Below are 20,317 nucleotides of genomic sequence, written 5' to 3'. Positions count from 1 at the left end.
CCTCCCTCACGGAGGGGCTTTTTTATGTCACTCCGTTACATCGCAAACAGATAGGCCTTCATCGCCTTGAGACGCACGGTAGCCGCACCGATGATGTCGATGAAGCCAAGCAGCGGATGGGGTTTATGTGCCGAAATCCAGGCTGAGCCGGTTGCCCCTATTGGCAAGTCCACACCGTCCGGCACCAGCATGTCGAGTACCACTGTCCGGCCATGGCTCGACATGTTGTTGCCCACATGCTGCCGTACATCTTGATCCCCCTGCGCAACACTCATCTGGGCCTCCCCCGTACCAGTAAGTACTGAGTGCACCCGTGCCCGAAAGATGCGCCCTGGATAGGCATCTACATAAAACTCGGCAAACTGGCCTGGTGCTATGTTGCGAAAACTCTGATCCGGAATGCGAAACTCCAGAAACTTGCGAGAAGTGTCGTATAGGTGCATGTTGCCGGTACGGGAACCGCTGGCAATATTGACTATCGAGACCTGACCATCAAACGGAGCCCTGATCACCTTCTCTTCATTCCGTCGCTCCTGCAAGGCCAGCTCTGTCTCTAGATTCAACACCTGAGCTTCAATCGCCTGAACCTTCGCTTCACTGGCACTCAGTTGCGCCAGATCGCCATCAATTTGGGTCTGCAGCTGGTCACGGCTCTGAATACTGGCGAAGTTACCCAACTGGGTCAGCCGAGCCAATTCCTTGTGATTGAGGTTCAATCGTGACTGGATCGCTCGCTGCTGGCTTACCTCTGACGCCACTTGGGCATGCTGGGCGTCAATCTGATAGCTCAACGCCTGAGCCTTACCGTTACTCTCCCAGTCTGCAAGACTATAAATGGGCTGACCACGCGCAACGCGCTGATTATGCGCAACATAAATCTGATCTATCTGATGAAACTGGTTGATGCCTAGTAATGGTCCCAACACCGCATGAGGTGCCTTGACCGTCGCCGAATCGGTAAAATCCACCGGAGCCAAATGGCGAGAGGTAGTCAACAAACCAAGCGCCAATAACGCGCCAATTGCGGTACTCCAAAAACCAGTTTTTAGGTTCCAAGGCAATATGTTCAGCTTGACCAGCAACCAGACGATCAGGATATAGGGCAGCAGGATCTCTTTCATGATGCCTCATACCATGGCCGATAATAAGGCTCATCCGCTCGCTCAGCACATCCCAACGGGCAAAGGCGATGATAACGGCAAGCACCCACCAGGTCTTGTCGATAAACAGTCCGCACAAGGAGAGCGCAAACACCAGGGTGATATGCACCGACTCAGACACCTTGGCACGATGCACAGCGATCTCATGCAGTTGCCACAGCAGATAGACCAGATAGAGGACCACATAGAGAGTGATCACAGTAATCACCCCCATAAAGATCTCGGAATCAAGCAGCACCATGATGGCTGGCAAAGCATGGTTGAACTTGGTCGCCTCAATTGGATAGATGTGGGCACCTTTCGAGAAGAAGACAACCAGAGCGACCGTGACCAATATAAACGTCAGGCGCCAAAGCCACCGCGCTAACGCAGAGGGTGATTGTGATGACATTTGATGTTGTTCCTTGAGTAACGGATGAGCAAACAAGTGGACCTCACGAGCCACCCAGCTAATAACGCGCCAGATCGGCGCGACGGCTAGGATGGAGAAGCCCCCAACCAGTGAAGGCTTGCAAGGCTCACAACTCAGAACTGGTGTTGCACACCGATGTTGAAGAAGTTCAGGTAGCTGTTGTTGTAGTTGCCGGACAAGTGCGGGCGACCGATCCCGTCCTGATCCACTGGCATATCACCCAGCCAGGCCAGGGTATAGCTGGCTTCCACCTTGGTGGCTGGGCTCAACTGATAACTGGCCCCCAGACCCCAGCGCCAACCAGAACCCACTGGAAGCATCACAGTTCGGTACTCATCACTCACTGCACTACTGTCATAGCCTATTCCGCTGCTCAAACGCAGTGCTGGGGTGACATCAACCTGTGCCCCCAGGCTGGCATGCCATGTATCCTTGTAATTCATATCAATGGTTTGGCTGCCCATGGCAGATGCCACACCGATATCGCCAAAACGGGACCACTGCTGCCAGTTGGCACTGGCCAGCAAGGCCCACTGGTCGTTGAGCTGGTGATAGCCACTTAGCGTAATGGTCTGCGGAATCATGATCTCGACCCCTAGACCTGCCACATCAGCACGTGGGAAGAGCTGATCTTCCAGCTCCCACTTCAGTTCGGAGAAGTAGCTCAGGCCGATACGGGAGTGCTGATCCAGCTCGTAAAGTACCCCGAAGGAGGCGCCATACGCCCAGTCGCTGTTGGAGAATTCCCGACCTTCCCCCATCCCGGACGTCAGATCCACAGAGGCTTCCAGCGAACCATTCATGGCGATCAGGCTGGCTCCCACCGACCAATTTGAGTCAATGCGGTACGCCAGACTCGGAGCAAAGGCGATGCCGGTCAGCTTGGCCGACTGGGTATAACCACGACCATCCCAGCCATCGCCATAATCGATACCCAGACCGTGACTGCCAAAGACGCCGATACCTGCGACCCATTGATCGTTGATGGCATGAGTCAGATAGAGGCTGCCGAGCGGCGCGGTCTGCAGGGCATTTCCACCGTTGTTACCACCGTTGTCCAGATCCAGCTCAAGGTCGCCGTATACCACACCGCCATTGACCTGCAACTGGGTACCTTCCAGTTTGGTCATACCGGCCGGGTTGCTTGCGATAGTATCTGCCCCTTGGGCACGGGCGGCAGACCCTGCGTTGGCCAGCGCACTGTTGGCAGTGCTGGTCTCGTAGAGGGCAAGGCCGCCAGCCATGGCTGATGGACTCAGCAAAGCGGCAAGCATCAGCGACAGCAGTCGTGGCTGCATTTCAATACTCCTGAATAGTGAACATGGTGAGCACCCGGCAAGGTGTGCTGCTCAAAAACACGGTTTGACTCTTTGATTGTCAGCATCCGGGAGACCTGCGGCTTTATACTGCTCGCTCATGGCGTCGCGGGATGGATAAGGTCGGCAAGCACTCCTGCCGCAGTCATTTATGCCGGAGCAAAAGAGTGAACCATCACGCCATCGTGGTAACTGACAGGGGCATCCTAACGGGATGAGGGGCATGCTTCATTAGGGTTGGGCATACGCAATGGTTAAGCATTGCTTAAATATCCTCCCCCCAACACAGCACCTCTATCACATCACCGGCGCCATTGACCTTCACCTCGTGGCAAGGTTTACAGTCCCGCCATCTGCTCCCGAAGGATGCCCGGATTGTCACTCACCCAGCTTGCTGCAAGATTGCCCTCTGTTGCTCTGGCCCGGCTATTGCTGGCGCTGCTGCTCGTCTGCAATCTGACTCTCTGCATCAGCTGGCATGGTTCCCCCCTCTCCTCCGAGCCGACCCCAAGCAGCGCCCAGTCGATGGTGATGTTAGATTCATCCATGGCGATGGCGGATGGCGATATTTCTCATGCAATGCCCGCTATGGATCACCCGGGCGATATCATGCCCCTCTCCTGTCATCAGGGAGACGAGGGGTCAGCCATGGGCGATGAGTGCCAGATGCAGACCGGCGTCAATGCCCTCTCCTTCGGCGCGATGGCTCTGCTGGGTATGCTGGTCGCCATGCTGATCTTCCCCCTGCTGCTTGGCAGCAACTTCGCAACTGCACGGCTTGATAACTGGTTGCGGGATCCCTTCCTGCGATCGCGCGGTACTCACCCTCCCTCCTGGCCGCGCCGACATCTGATGCTGTCGGTGTTACGCCACTAGAAAGTCCTTCTCTTGCGGCACAGGCAAGCTTTAACTTGCCCGTTTCCTGCCGCCTTGCCTGACCCTGTGCCCCGGCCAAACCGGTCCGCTCACAGGGAGCCGTGCGCACTGATACAGCTGCACCCCGTTTGCCGCCAGCCCCTTTGGTGATGCCTTGCACCTCACCCGACCGGCGGCCTGCAAAAGAGAAGACGTATTATGTCACCAGCCCACTTTTCACCGTCCAAGGTTGCTGCCTTTGCGGGCGCATTACCCTCCTGCACTTTCTGCATGCAGATCCGCGCCGGAGACCAGTCATGAACAAGACCGTCCTGATGTCGGCCCTGCTACTTGCCCTTGGAGCTGGTGGCGGCTACTGGGCCGCCAAACAGACCACCACAGGCAACGCGGCCAAGGAGAAGACGCCGCTCTACTGGGTCAACCCTATGGATCCGCGCGACAAGCGCGATGCCCCTGCCAAGGACAACATGGGGATGGACTTTATCCCCGTCTATGAGGAACAAAAAAACGGCTCGCCGGGCACCGTCACCATCAGCCCCGAGATCCAGCAGAACCTGGGGGTGCGACTTGCCAAGGTGGAGAAGCTGCCTATCCACCAGCAGATCGAGACGGTGGGCTATGTCGGTTATGACGAAGATCGGCTGGAGGCGGTCAACGCCCGCATGGCGGGCTGGATCCGCACCCTCGCCATCAAGAGCGAGGGGCAGCAGGTGAGCAAGGGGAGCCTTATTTACGAGCTCTACGCGCCGGATCTGGTCAACGCCCAGCACGAATACCTGCTGGCACTCAACACGGCCAACCCCCTGCTGCTGCGCGCCGCCGAGGGCAAGCTCAAGTCCCTGCAGGTACCGGCAGATCAAATCTCAGCCCTCAAGCGCAGCCGTCAGGTGCGCGAAACCATCAGCATTTACGCCCCCAGCAGCGGTTATGTCTCCGAGCTCAAGGTGCGCGAGGGCCAGTATGTGGAGCCCGCAGCGGCGCTCTTTAACATCAGCACCCTCCAGCAGGTGTGGGTCAGTGCCGAGGTGTTCGAGCGCCAGGCCGACCAGCTGAAAGTGGGGGATCCGGTCACCATGACCCTCGACTATGCCCCCGGTCGCAGTTGGCAAGGTAAGGTGGATTACCTCTACCCGACACTGGACGCAGCTACCCGCACCCTCAAGGTGCGCCTGCGCTTTGCCAACCCGGACGAGTTTTTGAAACCCAATATGTTTGCCAAGGTGAGCATTCGCACCGGGCAGGGAGAGCCGCAATTGGTGGTGCCGAGCGAAGCGGTGATCCGCACCGGCAGTCAGGATCGGCTGGTGCTGGCGTTGGGGGATGGCAACTTCAAGTCGGTCGCCGTCACCCTCGGCCCCCAGTTTGGCGACAAGGTCGCCATCAAGGCGGGGGTGGAAGCGGGTGACAGCATAGTCAGCTCGGCCCAGTTCCTGCTCGACTCCGAGTCGGCCATCGATTCGGACTTCCAGCGCATGACGGCGGTACGCCCCGCCCAGGTGTGGACCCAGGGCAAGGTTGAAAGCATCGATCTGGCCAAACGTACCCTGATGGTCTCCCACCAGCCCATCCCCGAGTGGCAGTGGCCCGCCATGGAGATGGAGTTCGCCGTCGCCAACGGGGTCGATATCAGCAAGCTGGTCGAGGGGCAGACCCTGCACCTGCAGGTAATGCAGGAGGGGGATGAGTACCGCATCACCAACATCCATCAGGAGAAGGCGCCCGCTACTGACGGCGACGCCAAGCCTGCAACGGATGAGATGGAGAAGATGGAAGGCATGGACCATAGCCAGCATCAGATGACGATGCCCGAGGTGGAGAAGAAGTCATGATCCCTGCCATCATTCGCTGCCTAGCAGGCAACCGCTCTCCGCTCTCTCTACTTGGTGAGAAAGGAGTTCAACCATGATCCCCTCGATTATTCGCTGGTCGGTGGGCAACCGCTTTCTGGTGCTGTTGTTGACCCTCATGCTCACCGCCTGGGGGCTCTGGTCGGTCAAGCAAACCCCGGTGGATGCCCTGCCGGATCTCTCCGACGTGCAGGTGATCATCAAGACGGCCTATCCGGGCCAGGCGCCCCAGGTGGTGGAAGATCAGGTGACCTACCCGCTCACCACCGCCATGCTGGCGGTGCCGGGGGCGACCACGGTGCGCGGCTACTCCTTCTTCGGCGACTCCTTCGTCTATGTGCTGTTTACACGACAACACCGACCTCTACTGGGCCCGCGCCCGGGTGCTGGAGTATTTGAGCCAGGTTGCGCCCAATCTGCCCGCCTCCGCCCGCCCCCAGCTCGGCCCCGATGCCACCGGGGTGGGCTGGGTCTATCAGTACGCGTTGGTAGACAAAACCGGCACGCATGACCTCAGCCAGCTCACCTCCCTGCAGAACTGGTTTCTCAAGTACGAGTTGCAGACGGTGGAGGGGGTCTCCGAGGTCGCCACCGTGGGCGGCATGGTGCGCCAGTATCAGGTGCGGGTCGACCCGGACAAGCTACGCGCCTACGGCATCCCGCTCTCCCTTATCGAGACCGCCATCAAGCAGGGCAATCAGGAGACCGGCGCCTCCGTCATCGAGATGGCGGAAGCGGAGTACATGGTGCGCTCCAACGGTTACCTCAAAAGCATCGAGGATCTGAAGCAGATCCCGCTCGGCACCACGGTACGCGGTGCCCCGCTGCTGCTGGGTGATGTGGCAGATGTGGTCACCGGTCCCCAGATGCGGCGCGGCATCGCCGAGCTCAACGGCGAGGGAGAAGTGGTGGGCGGCATCATAGTGATGCGCTACGGCGAGAATGCCCAGCACACCATCGACGGGGTCAAGGCGCGGCTGGCGGAGCTGAAAAGCAGCCTGCCACAAGGGGTGGAGGTGGTCACTGTCTACGATCGTTCCGACCTTATCCAGCGCGCCATCGACAACCTCTCCGGCAAGCTGCTGGAGGAGTTTGCCGTGGTGGTGCTGGTCTGCCTCGCCTTCCTGTTCCACCTGCGCTCGTCGCTGGTGGTGGTCATTACCCTGCCCATCGCCATCTTGACCGCCTTCATCGTCATGCATCTGCAGGGGATCAACGCCAACATCATGTCGCTCGGGGGCATCGCCATCGCCATCGGCGCCATGGTGGATGGCGCCATCGTGATGATCGAGAACGTCCACAAACACATGGAGCGGGAGGCGCTCACCGACAAGAACCGCTGGCGCATCATCACAGAGGCGAGCATCGAAGTGGGGCCTGCCATCTTCTTCTCCCTGCTGATCATCACCATCAGCTTCCTGCCGGTGTTCGCGCTGGAGGCACAGGAGGGGCGGATGTTCCATCCCCTCGCCTACACCAAGACCTATGCCATGGCGGCGGCTGCCGCGCTCGCCATCACGCTGGTGCCGGTGATCATGGGTTACTTCATCCGTGGCAAGGTGCTGGCGGAGCAGGCCAACCCGCTGAACCGCTGGCTGAGCCAGGGCTATGTGCCACTGCTGAAAACCGTGCTGGCCCGTCCGAAAACCACTCTGGTTGTCGCCGCCGTAGTGACGGTGGCGGGCTTCTGGCCGCTCAAATACCTCGGCTCCGAGTTCATTCCGCCGCTCGATGAGGGGGACATCATGTATATGCCCACCACCGCAGCCAATATCTCGGTGGGCAAGGCGCGGGAGATTTTGCAGCAGACCGACAAGCTCATTCGTACCGTGCCCGAGGTGCAAAACGTGTTCGGCAAGGCGGGGCGCGCCGAATCGGCCACCGACCCTGCCGATCTGGTGATGATGGAGACCAGCATCCAGCTCAAGCCCCGGGACAAGTGGCGCCCCGGCATGACCCCGGAGAAGCTCAAGGAGGAGCTCGACTCCCTCATCCGCTTCCCCGGCCTCACCAACGCCTGGGTGCCCCCCATCAAGACCCGCATCGACATGCTGGCCACCGGCATCAAGACCCCGGTCGGCATCAAGATAGCGGGGCCGGATCTCAAGGTGATCCAGCAGCTCGGCCAACAGCTTGAGCAGATTGTCGGCAAGGTGGAGGGCGCCTCATCGGTCTACGCCGAGCGGGTGGCCGGCGGCCGCTACGTCAAGGTGGATATCGACCGGCTCAAAGCGGCCCGTTACGGCCTCAACATCGCCGATGTACAGGCGGTACTCGCCACCGCGGTGGGCGGCATGGAGGTGGGCCAAACCATCGAGGGGCGCGAGCGCTATCCCATCAACCTGCGCTACCCCCAGAGCTATCGCGACTCGGTGGCGAGCCTCGAGCTGCTGCCGGTGGTCACTCCAAGTGGCGCACGCATCGCGCTGGCGGATGTGGCACGGGTCTATATCAGCGACGAAGCTCCCATGCTGCGCAGCGAGAATGCGCGCCTCAACGGCTGGGTCTACGTCGACATTCGCGGCCGCGACATTGGCTCCTTCGTCGATGAGGCCAAAGCCGAGGTGGGCAAGCAGCTGGTGCTGCCGGCGGGCTACGCCCTCACCTGGTCTGGCCAATACGAGTACATGGAACGAGCCAAAGCGCGCCTCGCCTACGTGGTGCCGCTCACGGTCACCATTATCGTGCTGCTGCTCTATCTGGCGTTTCGCCGCGTTCAGGAGGTGCTGCTCATTCTCACCACCTTGCCGCTGGCGGTGGTGGGGGGATCTGGACCCTCTGGCTGCTCGACTTCAACCTCTCTGTGGCAGTCGGGGTGGGCTTTATCGCTCTGGCGGGGGTGGCGGTAGAGACCGGCGTCTTGATGCTGGTCTACCTCAACCATGCCTGGGATGACCTGGTGGCCAGTGGCAAGCCGGACAAGGCGGGGCTGCACCGGGCGGTGATCCAGGGCGCCGCCCTGCGCCTGCGCCCCAAGATGATGACGGTGGTCACCATTATCGCCGGCCTCTTGCCCATCATGTGGAGCCACGGTACCGGATCGGAAGTGATGCAGCGCATCGCCGCCCCCATGATCGGCGGCATGGTGAGCGCGCTGGTGCTGACCCTCTTGGTGCTGCCCGCGGCCTACTACCTGTGGCGCAGTCGCAGCCTTGGCAAGAGCGCGAACCCGCAATCCGAATAACCCGATTTCACGATCCATATTGACTGAACGATGAGGAAACCATCATGAACTACAAAACGCTGACCCTGACCCTGCTGCTTGGCCTTGCCACCCACACCAGCCTGCAAGCCGAGGAGATGACGCACAATGAAGGGCACGAGATGAGCCAGACGGGTGAGATGAACGAACAGGCCGCAATAGTGATGACCAAGGGGGTCATTACCCGCCTCGATGAGGGGAGCGGCAAGGTCGGCATCAAGCACGAGGCGATCGAGAATCTCAAGATGCCCGCCATGACCATGGTCTTTCGAGTGGCAGATCCGGCCCAGCTCAAGGGGCTGAAGGTGGGGGATGCCATCCACTTTCATGCCGAAAGCCAGAGCGGCAAGCTCACAGTGACAGCCATCCAGCCGCAATAAACGGCTCTGGCTCGCCGAAAAGGTCACGATAGACAGTGACAACGCAAGAGGGAGGCATCAGCCTCCCTCTTCTTTTGATCAACCTGTTCGTGTGGTCAACCTCTGGCGCGCGATAGCACTCAGCTGCGGGTTGCCAGCAACTGCTCCACATCCTCGATCACCTTGAGGGCCGCCTGCGGGCCGCCGCTGGAGGTCCAGAGCGACCCGTCCACAGCGCCAAAGCGCTTGGCTTTGATCACCGGCAGCTGCTGGAACGCCGGGGTCTGCTCCGCCTGACGCATGGCATCCACCGCATCACCGGTGGCGCTCAGAGTACCGACCACCAGCCAGTCAGCATCCAGCAAGTTGAGGGACTCCAGACTCAGCGCCGGTGAGTGGGGTGCGCCAGTACCCTGCTGCTTGCTTGGGCGTACCAGCCCCATCGACTCCACTACGCTGCTGGCAAAGGTGCCCTGATACATAAAGCTCGGCCCCTTGGGGTTCCAGCGCACTATGCTGATGCTCTCCCCCTGATGCTTGGCCAGCTTGCTGCGGGCCTGAGTCAGCCGCTCGGCATACTGCAGCAAGAAAGTATCCCCTTGCTGGTCGCGGTTGAGGGTGTGGGCGGTGCGGCGGAAGCTATCCTGCCACGGCTCACCCCACTTGCTGGTCACCACGGTCGGCGCGATCTCCCCCAGCAAGGTCAGCAGCTCGGGACGGGTCTGGCCGGTCAGGATAAGGTCGGGCTCCAGCGCAATCAGCGACTCCAGATTGGGGCTGTCGAGATCGCCGATCACCTGGATCCCCATGCCCGCCTTGTTCAGCAAATAGCGAGGCAAGGTGGGTTGACCACGGCCATTGACGGCGCCGATGGGGGTCAGCCCCAGGGTCAGGGTGCTGTCGAGTTCGAGCTCGCTCAGCACCACCACCCGCGTTGGCTGGACTGGCACCTGCACCTTCTGGCCAAACGCATCGGTCACTTCACGCATCTCCTGTGCCTGAACCAGCGGCGCGGCCAGCATCAGGATGGCTGCTGCCAGGGCGGCAAAACGCTTCATCATCTCACTCCTTCATCGTTGCACGGCCCGGATAATCGGCCGCGTGAATACACTCGGTGGGCCCACAGAGCAGGCCCATATGACTCAACTCGCCGAACGCAGGGTGCGGCCATGTTCGTGGCGACGGGGCACGATAATGGGCGCCCCGTCGCCGGGGGCATGCAGAATGTCGACACTGGTCTGGTAGAGCCGGTCGATTAGATCCTTGGTCACCACCTCCCGGGCCGGGCCCATGGCAGCAATGGTCCCCTCGCCGATGGCGATCAACTCGTCACAGTAGCGGGCCGCCATCGCCAGATCGTGGATCACCAGCAGCACGGTTTTGCCTTCGGCAGTGATGCGGTGGATTGACTCCATCACCTCGGTCTGGTGGCCGATATCGAGGGCGCTGGTGGGCTCGTCGAGCAGCACCATGTCGCTGTCCTGCGCCAGGATCATCGCAAGCCAGGCCCGCTGCGCCTGCCCGCCGGAGAGGGACGCGGCGCTCTGCTGCCAGATGCTTTCAAGCTGCATCCGCTCGCAGGCGCTGCGCACCATGCGGGCATCCTCCTCGCCCCACTGATTGAACCAGCCCTGATGAGGGTGGCGGCCATACTGCACCAACTGCTCCACCAGAATGCCGGCAGGCAGGGTTGGCCGCTGGGGCAGGTAGGCGAGCTCCCGCGCCAACCCCTTCATGGGGTAGCTGGCAAGCGGCTTGCCTTTGAGCAGGATCTCGCCGCGTTGGGCTTTCATCTGGCCGGATAGCAGCTTGAGCAGGGTCGATTTGCCGCAGCCGTTGGGGCCGACGATCCCCACCAGCTTGCCCCTCGGCACGCTGAAAGAGATGTCCCGCAAAATGGGGGTCTGCTGATAGGCGAAATGGAGGCGATTTACGGTGAGCGTCATCAGTCAGCCCTCTGGCGATCGTTAACAAGAAGAAACAGCAGCAACAGGCCGCCGAGAATACGGGTCATGATGCCGGTCGCCACCTCGTGAGGGTTTGCCAGCACCCGGACCAAGGTATCGCTGGCAAGCAGCAGCAAGGCGCCGCTGAGTGCCGCCAGCCAGAGCGGCACCACCCGGTCTTTCACCAGCCAGGAGGCAAGAATGGGGGCTGCCATGGCGATAAAGACCACGGGGCCGCCGATGGCGGTGCCGAGCGCCGCCACCAGAATGGCCTGCGCCAGAATGCCCAGTTGTACCCGATCGCCGTTGACGCCAAGCCCTCTGGCCATCTCGGGGCCAAAGCGCAGCACCGCCAGCGCGCGGGAGAGATAGACGATCCACGGGCAGAGCAGCAGCAACAGGATGGCGATAGGGGTAATGGTGCTGTAACCCACGGCGATAAAGCTGCCCATATTCCACAGATAGAGAGAGCTCAAATGCAGCAAGGCCTGAGTGGACATCACAAACTGGCCGAGCGCCTCGAACAGCTCGGAGAGGCCGATGCCGATCACCACGAACAGATAGCCCTGCTCACCCGGTTTGCGGCAGAGGGCATAGAGCACCAGCGCCGCGAAGATAGCGCCGATGGGGGCAGCCCACCAGGGCCAGCTGCCTACCGTCAAGTAGAGGGAGAAGACGATGATGGCCAGAGAGGCGCCGTTGTTGACCCCCACCATGTCGGGTGTGGCCAGCCGGTTGCGCACCAGAGTCTGCACCAGACAGCCGGAGAGCCCCATGGCCGCCCCCGCCACCACCACCCCAAGAATGCGCGGCAGCCGGATCTTGAACAGGGTGAGCTGCTCAAGCCGCGTCCCCTCCCCCAGCAGGGTGTTGACCACCCCGGCAAAGCCGAGATTGCCGCCGCCAACGCTCAGGGCCAGCAGAGCAAGCGCCAGCAGCGCCATGGCCAGCAGAGCCAGCCAACGCCAGCTGGGCAGATGGATCAGCAAAGAGCGGTTGCCGGCCCGCAGGCAGAGCATATCGGTAGGTGTGCGCATCAGCCCCTCACTTGACGGTCAGCAGGGTACGAAAGCCCCCGCGATGAACAATGGCGATCAGTACAGGCGCGCCAATCAGGGCCAGAATAACCCCGTTGGGCAGCTCGAACGGCTGGATCAGCCAGCGCGCCAGAATGTCGGCCAACAGCAGAAACAGCATGCCGAACAGGGCGGAGAAACAGACCTGCACCGACAGCTTCACCGGCTCTACCAGTCGGCCACAGTAGACGGCCAGAAAGCCGACAAAGCCGATGGGGCCGGCGATGGCGATGGCACTGGCGGTAAACAGGGTAGCGGCCAGCAGCACGCCAATTCGCACCCGGTTTGGGCGGATCCCGAGCGCCTGGGCCTGACTGTCCCCCATCTGCATCAGGGTCAGCTGGCGACAGAGCAGCAGGGTGATGACAAACGCCGCCAACACGAAGGGCAGCACGGCTATGATGGCATCGAGATTGGCCGCCGACAGGGAGCCGAGGTTCCAGAAGCGGTACTGCTCCAGCACCATCTTGTTGGAGAGCAGCAGAAAGCTGGAGAGACCGCCGAAGGTGGCGGAGAGCGCCACCCCGACCAGAATTAGCTTCAGCGGATTGGAGCGGCCAATCATCATGCCAAGTCCCAGCACAATAACGTTACCAAGCAGCGCGCCGAAGCCGGCCCAGAGCAGATAACCATAGGCGGACTCCACACCAAACCAGGTGAGCCCCACCACCAGCGCAAAGACGGCCCCGGCGTTGACCCCGAGCAGACCGGGCTCCGCCAGCGGGTTGCGGGTCGCGCTCTGCAACAAGGAGGCCGCCAGAGATAAAGAGGCGCCGACCACCATGGCGCAGAGGGTGCGCGGCAGTCGCAAGGTATTGAGCACCATGGCGAGCTTCTCGTCACTCGCCCAAGGCGCGTCACCCATCAGGTAGCCGAACACTTCGCGGGCACCATAAACACCCGCACCGGTGGCGAGCGAGAGAGAAAGCAGTATGAACAGGAGGAATAATCCCAGCCAGAACAGCGAGGTCTGGTCTCTAAACACCCTTTAACTCCTTATGATTGCAATGCCATCTTGTTGACACAAAAGCCGTCATCCGAGGTGATACCGTGGCAACAACGGAAGCCCGCCAGTGCGGGCTTCCGCTCAGCCACTACATCTTGTAGGCCACACCGGCATAGACAGTGCGCCCGTCGAGGATCTGATCGGCCTCGGTGGCAACCCAGTCACGCTTGGTATTGGTCAGGTTGTTGAGCCCGAACTTCAGATCCAGTGCCCGGGTGGCGTTCCAGACTGCCCCGATATCCAGGGTGTGGAATCCGGCGGTGGTCTCATAGGTGGTGCCGCTCATGCGCGGAACCGGAAGGATCTGGCTGCCGGTGTAGTTCCAGCCGAGCTGGGTACTCAGGCTCTCGATGACCTGCCACTCCAGCTTGGCGTTGACGGTATGCTCCGGCGTCCGATAGAGATCCTTGCCGCTGGTCTTGTCCTCCCCGTCGATCAGGGTGACGTTGCTGGAGAGGGTCAGGGCATCGGTGATATCAAACCAGCCGCTCAGCTCCACCCCCTTGATGCGGGCCTTGCTGACGTTCTGATAGGTCATCACCGCCGGACGCCAGGTGGAGGTCCATGCCTCGCTCTGGATCTTGTCCTTGATATCGTTGTGGAAGGCGGTAACCCCGGCGCCCCAGAACGAACCATCATAGGCGGTGCCCAGCTCGTAGCTGACGGCGGTTTCCGGCTTCAGCTCCGGGTTGCCCACCACGGCGCAGCGACCGCGACAGGCGGCTACCGCATAATCCGGGTTGGACTGGGCAATGGTCGCGCCTTGAACGCCTTGCCAATGCCGCCCTTGACCACCCATTTGTCAGTCAGGCTGTAGAGGGCATAACCACGGGGGCTGAACTCGGTGCCATAGGTCTCGTGGTGATCGACCCGGCCGCTGAAGGTCAGGGCCAGATCGCCAAAGCCAAACTCATCCTGCAGATAGAGCGCGCTCTGGTTGACGCTGACATCGCCCCCCTTGAGGTTGACGTTATGCTTGAGTTCGGTGATGCGGTACTCGGCACCGCTGGTCAGCAGGTGGCTGCCCAGATTACCGCTCAGCTGGCCATCGAAGGTATGGTTGGTCTGGCTCACATCGCCACTGGTCTTGCTCAGCGCCGTCATCAGTTCGGAGTCGTCAAACAGGTCAACCTGCTCGAAGGCATAGCCGACCCGGCTGTCGAACTGATCCCAACGGCCGACGTGGGTGGCGTTGAGTCCCAGTCGTTCCATCTGCTGGATATTGCGCGGCGTCTGGCCGTAGTTGTTCCAGTGGGCCTCCCGATCATCTTTGGCGTAGTTCATCCCCACATCCAGATCCTGACGATCGTCGATCAGCCATTTGACGTTGGAGAGGATCCCCAGCTTTTCACGCTGCTCGATGGCATCGGCCTTGGGGTTAATGCTCTGCTCGCTCTGCCAGGCATCCCTGTGGTTCCCTTCTACCACCAGGTTGGCCAGCAGCTTGTTGTCGATCAGCGCCCCGCCCACATAGGCGCTCGCCTTGTTGATAGTCCCGCCGTGACCGTCGGTGGGGTCGCTGAAGGTATAGGTGGCCGCCGCTTCGGTCTTCTCCCCGGGTTGGCGCAAGATGACATTGACCACCCCGCCCAGCGCATCTGCGCCATAGAGGGAGGAGATGGGGCCACGGATCACTTCGATACGCTCGATGGCCGCCATGGGGATGGCGGAGAGATCGAAATCATTGCCATAACCGGAGGTAAGAGCATCGCGGGAGCTGATACGCCGGCCATTGACCAGCAACAGGGTGTAATCCCCCTCCAGCCCGCGCAACTTGATCTCGCTGCGGCCGTAGCTGGTCGCAGGGCTGATATTGACCCCCGGCAGCTGTTTCAGGGCGCCGGTCAGATCATTGACATTGAGCTTGTCGAGCTCGGCCCGGGTCACCACAGAGACGCTGGCCGGGGCGGTCAGCTCGCTGTGCCGGGTTTTGGTCGCCGTCACCACCATAGTTTCATGAGCGGCGACAGGCGCAGTCCCTTGGGCCAGAACTGGCAGGGCAAAAAGGGACAACACCAGCGGATGCACTGCAAATCGTCGGGATGATGTACGCATCATCAACACTCCACATAAAACAACCAAGGCCAACACCACCGACATCCCTGTCTGACCTCGCCAGACCCGGTGCAAAGTGATGGAGTTCATTGGCATGAACAGTCGTCCATGCCCCATCACCCCGAACATCAGTGCATCACGGCAGGCCCTGCGTTGTGCTATGCCACTCGCAGCCATCAATAACTAAAGCGCCGTACCGACTGACATCGGGACGGCGCAATACTAAATGCAAATCATTTTTATTTGCAAGCGTGAATCAGGTATTCTTTCGCATCCGCTTAATTATCCATCACATCGTGACGGGTCTGGTGATAGGCCTCTTCACTCTTGCCCCGACGCCAGTACGGCACGGCGTAGAGCGACTGGCGATCCACCTCGAGCACAGACCGAAAATGGCGGCGCAGCGGCAGCACCAGCGCCTCTTCCCCACCCAGCCAGAAGAAGCCACCATCGCGCACCAGCGGCAGAGCAATCACATGCTCCAGCAGGCCACTGGACTCGGGCTCACCGACAAACCAGTGACAGCGCACCCCGACCGGTAGCGTCAACGGCTGAGCATCGGCCTGATCCGGCACCAGAATCGCAATTTCCCCTCTGGCCTCGGTAGGCATCACCTCACACATCGCCATGATGGCGGGCAAGGCGGTGAGATCCCCCACCAGACAGTAGTGATCGGCCGGTTGCAGCATGGGGTTGGGACCACCCGGCCCGGAGAGGATTACCTTCTCTCCCGGCTTGGCATGGGTAGCAAAGGCGCTGGCGGGCCCGCCGTCACCGTGCAGCACGAAGTCGATATCAATTTCCTGCTCATCACGGCGAAACGCGCGGATGGTGTAGGTGCGAATCACCGGCTTGTCCGCCGGGTCACTCCAGCGCGGGCCGCTCGGGGTCATGGCAGGCAGCACCGGCTCTACCTGATGGGGCTGGGCCAGCATCACCTTGATATGGGCTCCACCGCAAGTAAAGGGATAGTCAGCCAACTCGCTGCCACCAAAGGTGATGCGACGCAAATGGGGGGTGATCTGGGTAATGGCTTTGACAGTCAGCAGACGGGGACGATTGGGAGGCAGAGATGGGGACACGATGGGGCTCCTCGTTGAGTGTGTCGCCCATGCTACACACAAATAGGAATCACTATCAAATAAGATTGTTTCTCGTCTAATAGCTACAAGCTGGATTCAAACATTCCCAACCACTAGCGTCCACACCCCAATCCAGAAATAGGCTTTATGCACGCTAGCTCCATGATTGGGCAAAGAAAGCAGCCGGACAACGCCATAGTTACAAAGGGTTCCATTTGCTTATTTCGACCATAGTTTTTCGAGATCAAATTTTATTTCCCAATAAGTTTCCTATCCTTAGTGAAGCAGTTAATGTAAGCACAGGATGCCAAACAGGATTGTATGATGGATGACCAGATCCTGATTATTGATGATGACGATCTCTCCCTCCCCGACGCACAGCAAGCGGGCTGGAAGGTGATGATTGTTGACGATGAGCCTGAAGTGCATCGCATCACCAAAATCACCTTGAACAAATTCGAGTTTGACAATCGCCCCATCGATTTTCTGCATGCCTATTCCGCGGCGCAGGCCAAAGAGTTGCTGGCCACCACCCCAGACGTTGCTCTGTTGCTGCTGGACGTGGTGATGGAGGTCGACCACGCCGGCCTTGATGTCGTCAAATACGTCCGTGAAGATCTGCAAAACAAGATGGTACGCATCGTGTTGCGTACCGGCCAGCCCGGCCAGGCGCCGGAAGATGACGTGGTCACCAACTACGACATCAACGACTACAAGGATAAAACCGAGCTCACCTCACAGAAGCTGCGCACCCTGCTGCGGGCCAGCCTACGCTCATATCGGGATATCCGCACCCTGGAGAGTAACCGTCAGGGGCTGGAAAAAGTCATCGAAGCCTCCAAGGGGATCTTTGAGAAACGGGCCCTGCGCCAGTTTGTCGAAGGCGCCCAGGAGCAGCTCAGCGCCCTGCTCCATCTGGGGGAAACCCAGATATACGACGTCAAGCAATACGCCTATGAGGTGAAGGATCAAGTATTGGAGCCCCTGCTCCCCGGCCATCCAGCCATGCTCCTCACGGACGCGCCGGAGATCCTGCGCCAGGCCATGAGCAAGCGCAGCAACGTCTATAACGCCACCCAGATGGTGCTCTACTGTCAGAATCCGCGCCACCACCTGCTGTTCCACATCGAGACCACCCGCCAGCTCAGCCAGATCGATACCAGTCTGCTGACGCTGTTTACCGAAAACATCATAGTGGCGCTGGAGAATATCCGGCTCAATGAGGTGATCGCCGACAACCAGCGGGAGATCATCTATCGCATCGGCGAACTGGTCGAAACCCGTTCAAAAGAGTCAGGGCTGCACGTCAAACGGGTCGCGCTCTATACCGAACAATTCTGCCACCTGATGGGCATGAGCGAAGAGCAGAGCGAGCTGGTGAAACGTGCCTCGCCGCTCCATGACATTGGCAAGGTGGGAATTCCCGATGCCATCTTGCACAAGCCGGGCAAGCTGACACCGGAGGAGTGGGAGATCATGAAAACCCACGCCCAACTCGGGCAGGATATGCTCTCCGGCAGCGATCTGGCGCTGTTCCAGATTGGTGCCACCATCGCTGGCAATCACCATGAGAAATGGAATGGCAGTGGCTATCCCCGCGGTCTGAAAGGGACGGATATTCCGCTGGAGGGGCGGATTGTGGCGCTGGCTGACGTGTTCGATGCCCTGGGTTCGGATCGCTGCTACAAGAAGGCGTGGCCGCTGGACAAGGTGCTGGCCCTGATTGAAGAGGAGAAGGGGCAGCATTTCGACCCCCAGCTGGTCGAGCTGATGATGGCCAATCTGGACAAGTTCCTCGAGATCCGCGAGCAGAACAAGGATGTCTATATCGGCGAACACTGATAGCCAGTTTGTTCTGTTTATGAACTTAAAAAACCGCCCTGCTTATCAAGGCGGTTTTTTATCTCTGGCATCACGCCACTTCAGTACGAGGGTTACTGCTCTGGCAGATTGAGATCCAGCTTGGCAGCAGGTTGTCCGGCTTGCTGATTCTCGGCCTGCGCAGCGGCCAGAGCACGCTTCAGGGCACGCCGTTTTTGTATCACCACAAACCCGACCCCACCCAATACTGCCAGCAGCACACCACCACCCGCCAATGCCCAGATCAGCCAGCCCATTTCCTCCTCTGCCGGAGCTTCATGGGTCGCCTCGGCACTGGAGGCCGGTGTGGCGGCCGACACCACCTCTACAGGAGGCGGCGGTGGCGGGAAGACATTGAAGGTTTTCACCGGCAACTCGATTTTCAGCTCACGGCCGAGGCGAGTGGTGCCATAGAGGGTTGCTTTCACCTCATGCTGACCGACCTCCTTGATGTTGGAGAGATCGATATCAAGCTTGGGGTCGCTGGCGGTCTCGCTGAACTCGTAGAGGCCGCCCACATTGCTGGTCACACTCCCCTTGACAACCACGGAAGCAGGATCCAGCTCATCACGGTCTATTAGCAGTGAGAGCTTGGCACCCAGCTCATCCGAAGGCGGCGACAAGTTATAGCTGAACGGATAGGGGTAAAGCAGTACATCCTGATAACGGGCACGGACAAACACCTGATTGCCCGTGCTGAACATGGCGCGGTACTTGCCACCGGGAATATCCTGCAGCGTCACTTCCGCCGTCATGATGCCATCACCCGGCACTTCGTCGAGCCCCTTGCCATCATCGCGATAGTGGCCAAGTACTTGATCCAGCACGACCTCTTTCTTATCGGCATCGCTGAACGATTGCAGCTTGACGGTCATGCCAAGGTCAGAGAGATAGTATTTATCTTTCGGCGGCTGACCATTGATCAGCAGCCACGCCTTGAGCTTGACCACCTCCCCCTGATAGAGCTGCATCGGCAGGGCGGCGATATCGAGCCGGATATCGGAGAGAATGCGCACCCGGTTATCGGGATCCACCTCGCCAATCGCCTGCCAGGGGCCCGGCATGGGATTGCGCAGGGTAATGAGATCATGCTCCGGCAGCGCCAGCCAACCCACATCGGCAGGTTTGACCTTGCCCACGTAAAGCTTGCTGCCATCGGGGCGAACCAGGATCACCGAGGGGGTGCCCGGCTTGCGCTTGATAATGAAGGTGATCTCCTTCACGCCGTAATCGATGCGAAAGCGGTTATCCAGCAGCGGAATATCGGAAGGGGCAAATACCTCGGTCGCCGTCGCCCCCAGCGAGAGCAACAACAGCAGACCGGCACACCACTTGCTCATTGCCGCCACAGACAACTTCCTCCCTTCTTCTGTACCAGATCCAGTCTCGCCTCGTGCAGGGCCTGAACCTCGGCAGTGGCACGCACCACCTTGAGGGCGGGTCGGTTGCTCTCCAACCGGCGAATGCTGGTGTCCTGATTGTTTTCGTTTTCGTTGTTCTCGGTGGCCAGATTGAGTTTCGTCTGGCCGCCGGTCATCAGCAGGTAGACGTCCGCCAGGATCTCCGCATCGAGCAGAGCCCCGTGCAGGGTACGGTGGGAGTTGTCGATACCGTAACGATCGCACAACACATCCAGGTTGTTGCGCTTGCCGGGGAAGAGATCCCGCGCCATCGCCAGGGTATCTGTAATGGTGCAGATATCCGCCGTCTTGAAGTTGAGTCCGAGCTTGCTGAACTCGTAGTCCATGAAGCTTACGTCAAACGGCGCGTTGTGGGCGATCAGTTCGGCGCCGCGGATGAACTCGAGGAATTCATCGGCAATCTGGCTGAACGACGGTTTGTCACGCAGAAACTCGTCGGTGATACCGTGTACCTGGATCGCTTCCGGGTCGACCAGACGATCAGGCTTGATATAGACGTGATAGTGGTTACCGGTCAGCTTGCGGTTGATCACCTCCACACAGCCGATTTCGATAATGCGGTGCCCCAGATAGACAGGGCCGCCCGCCGTATTCATACCTGTGGTTTCAGTATCCAGAATGATCTGGCGATTCAGTTGGGGTGTGTTCATGATCCAATCTATGTCAAACTTCGGCTTTACTTACTCGCTAGTTTACCCC

The 20,317-nt window shown here is 59.9% G+C and carries 16 protein-coding genes and 1 pseudogene; 6 read left to right on the top strand and 11 right to left on the bottom strand.

Features of this window, described 5'->3' with window-relative positions:
• Positions 1-35 precede the first annotated feature (35 nt).
• The gene (locus ACTG27_RS02535; RefSeq protein ID WP_005353238.1) at positions 36-1,121 is read right to left on the bottom strand and encodes an HlyD family secretion protein; all 1,086 of its coding nucleotides are present in this window, start codon (positions 1,119-1,121) and stop codon (positions 36-38) included.
• On the opposite strand from ACTG27_RS02535, the gene ACTG27_RS02530 reads away from it, so the two are divergent.
• Positions 1,120-1,527, top strand: coding sequence for a hypothetical protein (locus ACTG27_RS02530; RefSeq protein ID WP_439979033.1), 408 nt, complete (start codon positions 1,120-1,122; stop codon positions 1,525-1,527). The two genes, ACTG27_RS02535 and ACTG27_RS02530, sit on opposite strands and share 2 nt — an antisense overlap.
• 158 nt (positions 1,528-1,685) lie before the next feature.
• On the opposite strand, the gene ACTG27_RS02525 is transcribed toward ACTG27_RS02530, so the two are convergent.
• Complete coding sequence (locus ACTG27_RS02525; RefSeq protein ID WP_439979032.1) at positions 1,686-2,870, bottom strand: OmpP1/FadL family transporter; 1,185 nt, start codon at positions 2,868-2,870, stop codon at positions 1,686-1,688.
• Between the two features lie 393 nt (positions 2,871-3,263).
• Between ACTG27_RS02525 and ACTG27_RS02520 the strand changes: the two genes are divergently transcribed.
• From ACTG27_RS02520 to ACTG27_RS02505, 4 genes and pseudogenes are all read left to right on the top strand, one after another.
• Positions 3,264-3,764, top strand: coding sequence for a hypothetical protein (locus ACTG27_RS02520; protein ID WP_439979031.1), 501 nt, complete (start codon positions 3,264-3,266; stop codon positions 3,762-3,764).
• A gap of 296 nt (positions 3,765-4,060) precedes the next feature.
• A complete protein-coding gene (locus tag ACTG27_RS02515) occupies positions 4,061-5,593 on the top strand; it encodes an efflux RND transporter periplasmic adaptor subunit (RefSeq protein ID WP_439979030.1) in 1,533 nt (510 codons plus the stop codon).
• Positions 5,594-5,666: 73 nt separating this feature from the next.
• Positions 5,667-8,795 (top strand): annotated as a pseudogene (locus ACTG27_RS02510) (efflux RND transporter permease subunit).
• Positions 8,796-8,839: 44 nt separating this feature from the next.
• Positions 8,840-9,193, top strand: coding sequence for a copper-binding protein (locus ACTG27_RS02505; RefSeq protein ID WP_439979028.1), 354 nt, complete (start codon positions 8,840-8,842; stop codon positions 9,191-9,193).
• A 119-nt stretch (positions 9,194-9,312) separates the two neighbouring features.
• On the opposite strand, the gene ACTG27_RS02500 is transcribed toward ACTG27_RS02505, so the two are convergent.
• From ACTG27_RS02500 to ACTG27_RS02470, 7 genes are all read right to left on the bottom strand, one after another.
• Positions 9,313-10,230, bottom strand: coding sequence for an ABC transporter substrate-binding protein (locus ACTG27_RS02500; protein ID WP_021231222.1), 918 nt, complete (start codon positions 10,228-10,230; stop codon positions 9,313-9,315).
• An 84-nt stretch (positions 10,231-10,314) separates the two neighbouring features.
• Positions 10,315-11,118, bottom strand: a complete 804-nt coding sequence (locus tag ACTG27_RS02495; RefSeq protein WP_439979026.1) for an ABC transporter ATP-binding protein — start codon at positions 11,116-11,118, stop codon at positions 10,315-10,317.
• A complete protein-coding gene (locus tag ACTG27_RS02490; protein WP_439979025.1) occupies positions 11,118-12,155 on the bottom strand; it encodes a FecCD family ABC transporter permease in 1,038 nt (345 codons plus the stop codon). Before ACTG27_RS02490 ends, ACTG27_RS02495 begins: the two co-directional genes overlap by 1 nt.
• 7 nt (positions 12,156-12,162) lie before the next feature.
• Positions 12,163-13,179 (bottom strand): FecCD family ABC transporter permease, encoded by a 1,017-nt coding sequence (locus tag ACTG27_RS02485; protein WP_439979024.1) that lies wholly within the window; start codon positions 13,177-13,179, stop codon positions 12,163-12,165.
• Positions 13,180-13,288: 109 nt separating this feature from the next.
• Positions 13,289-13,999, bottom strand: a complete 711-nt coding sequence (locus ACTG27_RS02480; protein ID WP_439979023.1) for a TonB-dependent receptor domain-containing protein — start codon at positions 13,997-13,999, stop codon at positions 13,289-13,291.
• Positions 13,924-15,258 carry a TonB-dependent receptor domain-containing protein gene (locus ACTG27_RS02475; RefSeq protein WP_439979022.1) on the bottom strand — a complete coding sequence of 445 codons (1,335 nt, stop codon included), beginning with the start codon at positions 15,256-15,258 and terminating at the stop codon, positions 13,924-13,926. Before ACTG27_RS02475 ends, ACTG27_RS02480 begins: the two co-directional genes overlap by 76 nt.
• A gap of 275 nt (positions 15,259-15,533) precedes the next feature.
• Positions 15,534-16,337: a siderophore-interacting protein gene (locus ACTG27_RS02470; protein WP_216977986.1), complete on the bottom strand. Its 804-nt coding sequence runs from the start codon at positions 16,335-16,337 to the stop codon at positions 15,534-15,536.
• A gap of 324 nt (positions 16,338-16,661) precedes the next feature.
• Between ACTG27_RS02470 and ACTG27_RS02465 the strand changes: the two genes are divergently transcribed.
• Positions 16,662-18,179, top strand: coding sequence for an HD domain-containing phosphohydrolase (locus tag ACTG27_RS02465; RefSeq protein ID WP_019446605.1), 1,518 nt, complete (start codon positions 16,662-16,664; stop codon positions 18,177-18,179).
• Positions 18,180-18,271: 92 nt separating this feature from the next.
• Here ACTG27_RS02465 and ACTG27_RS02460 read toward each other — a convergent pair whose 3' ends face one another.
• Positions 18,272-19,537 (bottom strand): TIGR03503 family protein, encoded by a 1,266-nt coding sequence (locus ACTG27_RS02460; RefSeq protein ID WP_136501596.1) that lies wholly within the window; start codon positions 19,535-19,537, stop codon positions 18,272-18,274.
• A complete protein-coding gene (dnaQ, locus tag ACTG27_RS02455) occupies positions 19,534-20,268 on the bottom strand; it encodes a DNA polymerase III subunit epsilon (protein ID WP_439979021.1) in 735 nt (244 codons plus the stop codon). The genes ACTG27_RS02460 and dnaQ overlap by 4 nt, the downstream gene beginning before the upstream one ends.
• Positions 20,269-20,317 lie beyond the last annotated feature (49 nt).

The sequence above is a fragment of the Aeromonas sp. 97A genome, from assembly GCF_051919185.1.
Classification (GTDB): Bacteria; Pseudomonadota; Gammaproteobacteria; order Enterobacterales; family Aeromonadaceae; genus Aeromonas; species Aeromonas veronii.
This window is presented reverse-complemented; position numbering and strand designations above follow the sequence as displayed.

What these genes read in the sequence shown, in the direction of transcription:
- ACTG27_RS02530 (WP_439979033.1), top strand. Translation starts at nt 1,120, where the DNA reads ATGATGCCTCATACCATGGCCGATAATAAGGCTCATCCGCTCGCTCAG.
- ACTG27_RS02535 (WP_005353238.1), bottom strand. Translation starts at nt 1,121, where the DNA reads ATGAAAGAGATCCTGCTGCCCTATATCCTGATCGTCTGGTTGCTGGTC.
- ACTG27_RS02525 (WP_439979032.1), bottom strand. Translation starts at nt 2,870, where the DNA reads ATGCAGCCACGACTGCTGTCGCTGATGCTTGCCGCTTTGCTGAGTCCA.
- ACTG27_RS02515 (WP_439979030.1), top strand. Translation starts at nt 4,061, where the DNA reads ATGAACAAGACCGTCCTGATGTCGGCCCTGCTACTTGCCCTTGGAGCT.
- ACTG27_RS02505 (WP_439979028.1), top strand. Translation starts at nt 8,840, where the DNA reads ATGAACTACAAAACGCTGACCCTGACCCTGCTGCTTGGCCTTGCCACC.
- ACTG27_RS02500 (WP_021231222.1), bottom strand. Translation starts at nt 10,230, where the DNA reads ATGAAGCGTTTTGCCGCCCTGGCAGCAGCCATCCTGATGCTGGCCGCG.
- ACTG27_RS02495 (WP_439979026.1), bottom strand. Translation starts at nt 11,118, where the DNA reads ATGACGCTCACCGTAAATCGCCTCCATTTCGCCTATCAGCAGACCCCC.
- ACTG27_RS02490 (WP_439979025.1), bottom strand. Translation starts at nt 12,155, where the DNA reads ATGCGCACACCTACCGATATGCTCTGCCTGCGGGCCGGCAACCGCTCT.
- ACTG27_RS02480 (WP_439979023.1), bottom strand. Translation starts at nt 13,999, where the DNA reads ATGGGTGGTCAAGGGCGGCATTGGCAAGGCGTTCAAGGCGCGACCATT.
- ACTG27_RS02475 (WP_439979022.1), bottom strand. Translation starts at nt 15,258, where the DNA reads ATGATGCGTACATCATCCCGACGATTTGCAGTGCATCCGCTGGTGTTG.
- ACTG27_RS02465 (WP_019446605.1), top strand. Translation starts at nt 16,662, where the DNA reads ATGGATGACCAGATCCTGATTATTGATGATGACGATCTCTCCCTCCCC.
- ACTG27_RS02460 (WP_136501596.1), bottom strand. Translation starts at nt 19,537, where the DNA reads ATGAGCAAGTGGTGTGCCGGTCTGCTGTTGTTGCTCTCGCTGGGGGCG.
- dnaQ (WP_439979021.1), bottom strand. Translation starts at nt 20,268, where the DNA reads ATGAACACACCCCAACTGAATCGCCAGATCATTCTGGATACTGAAACC.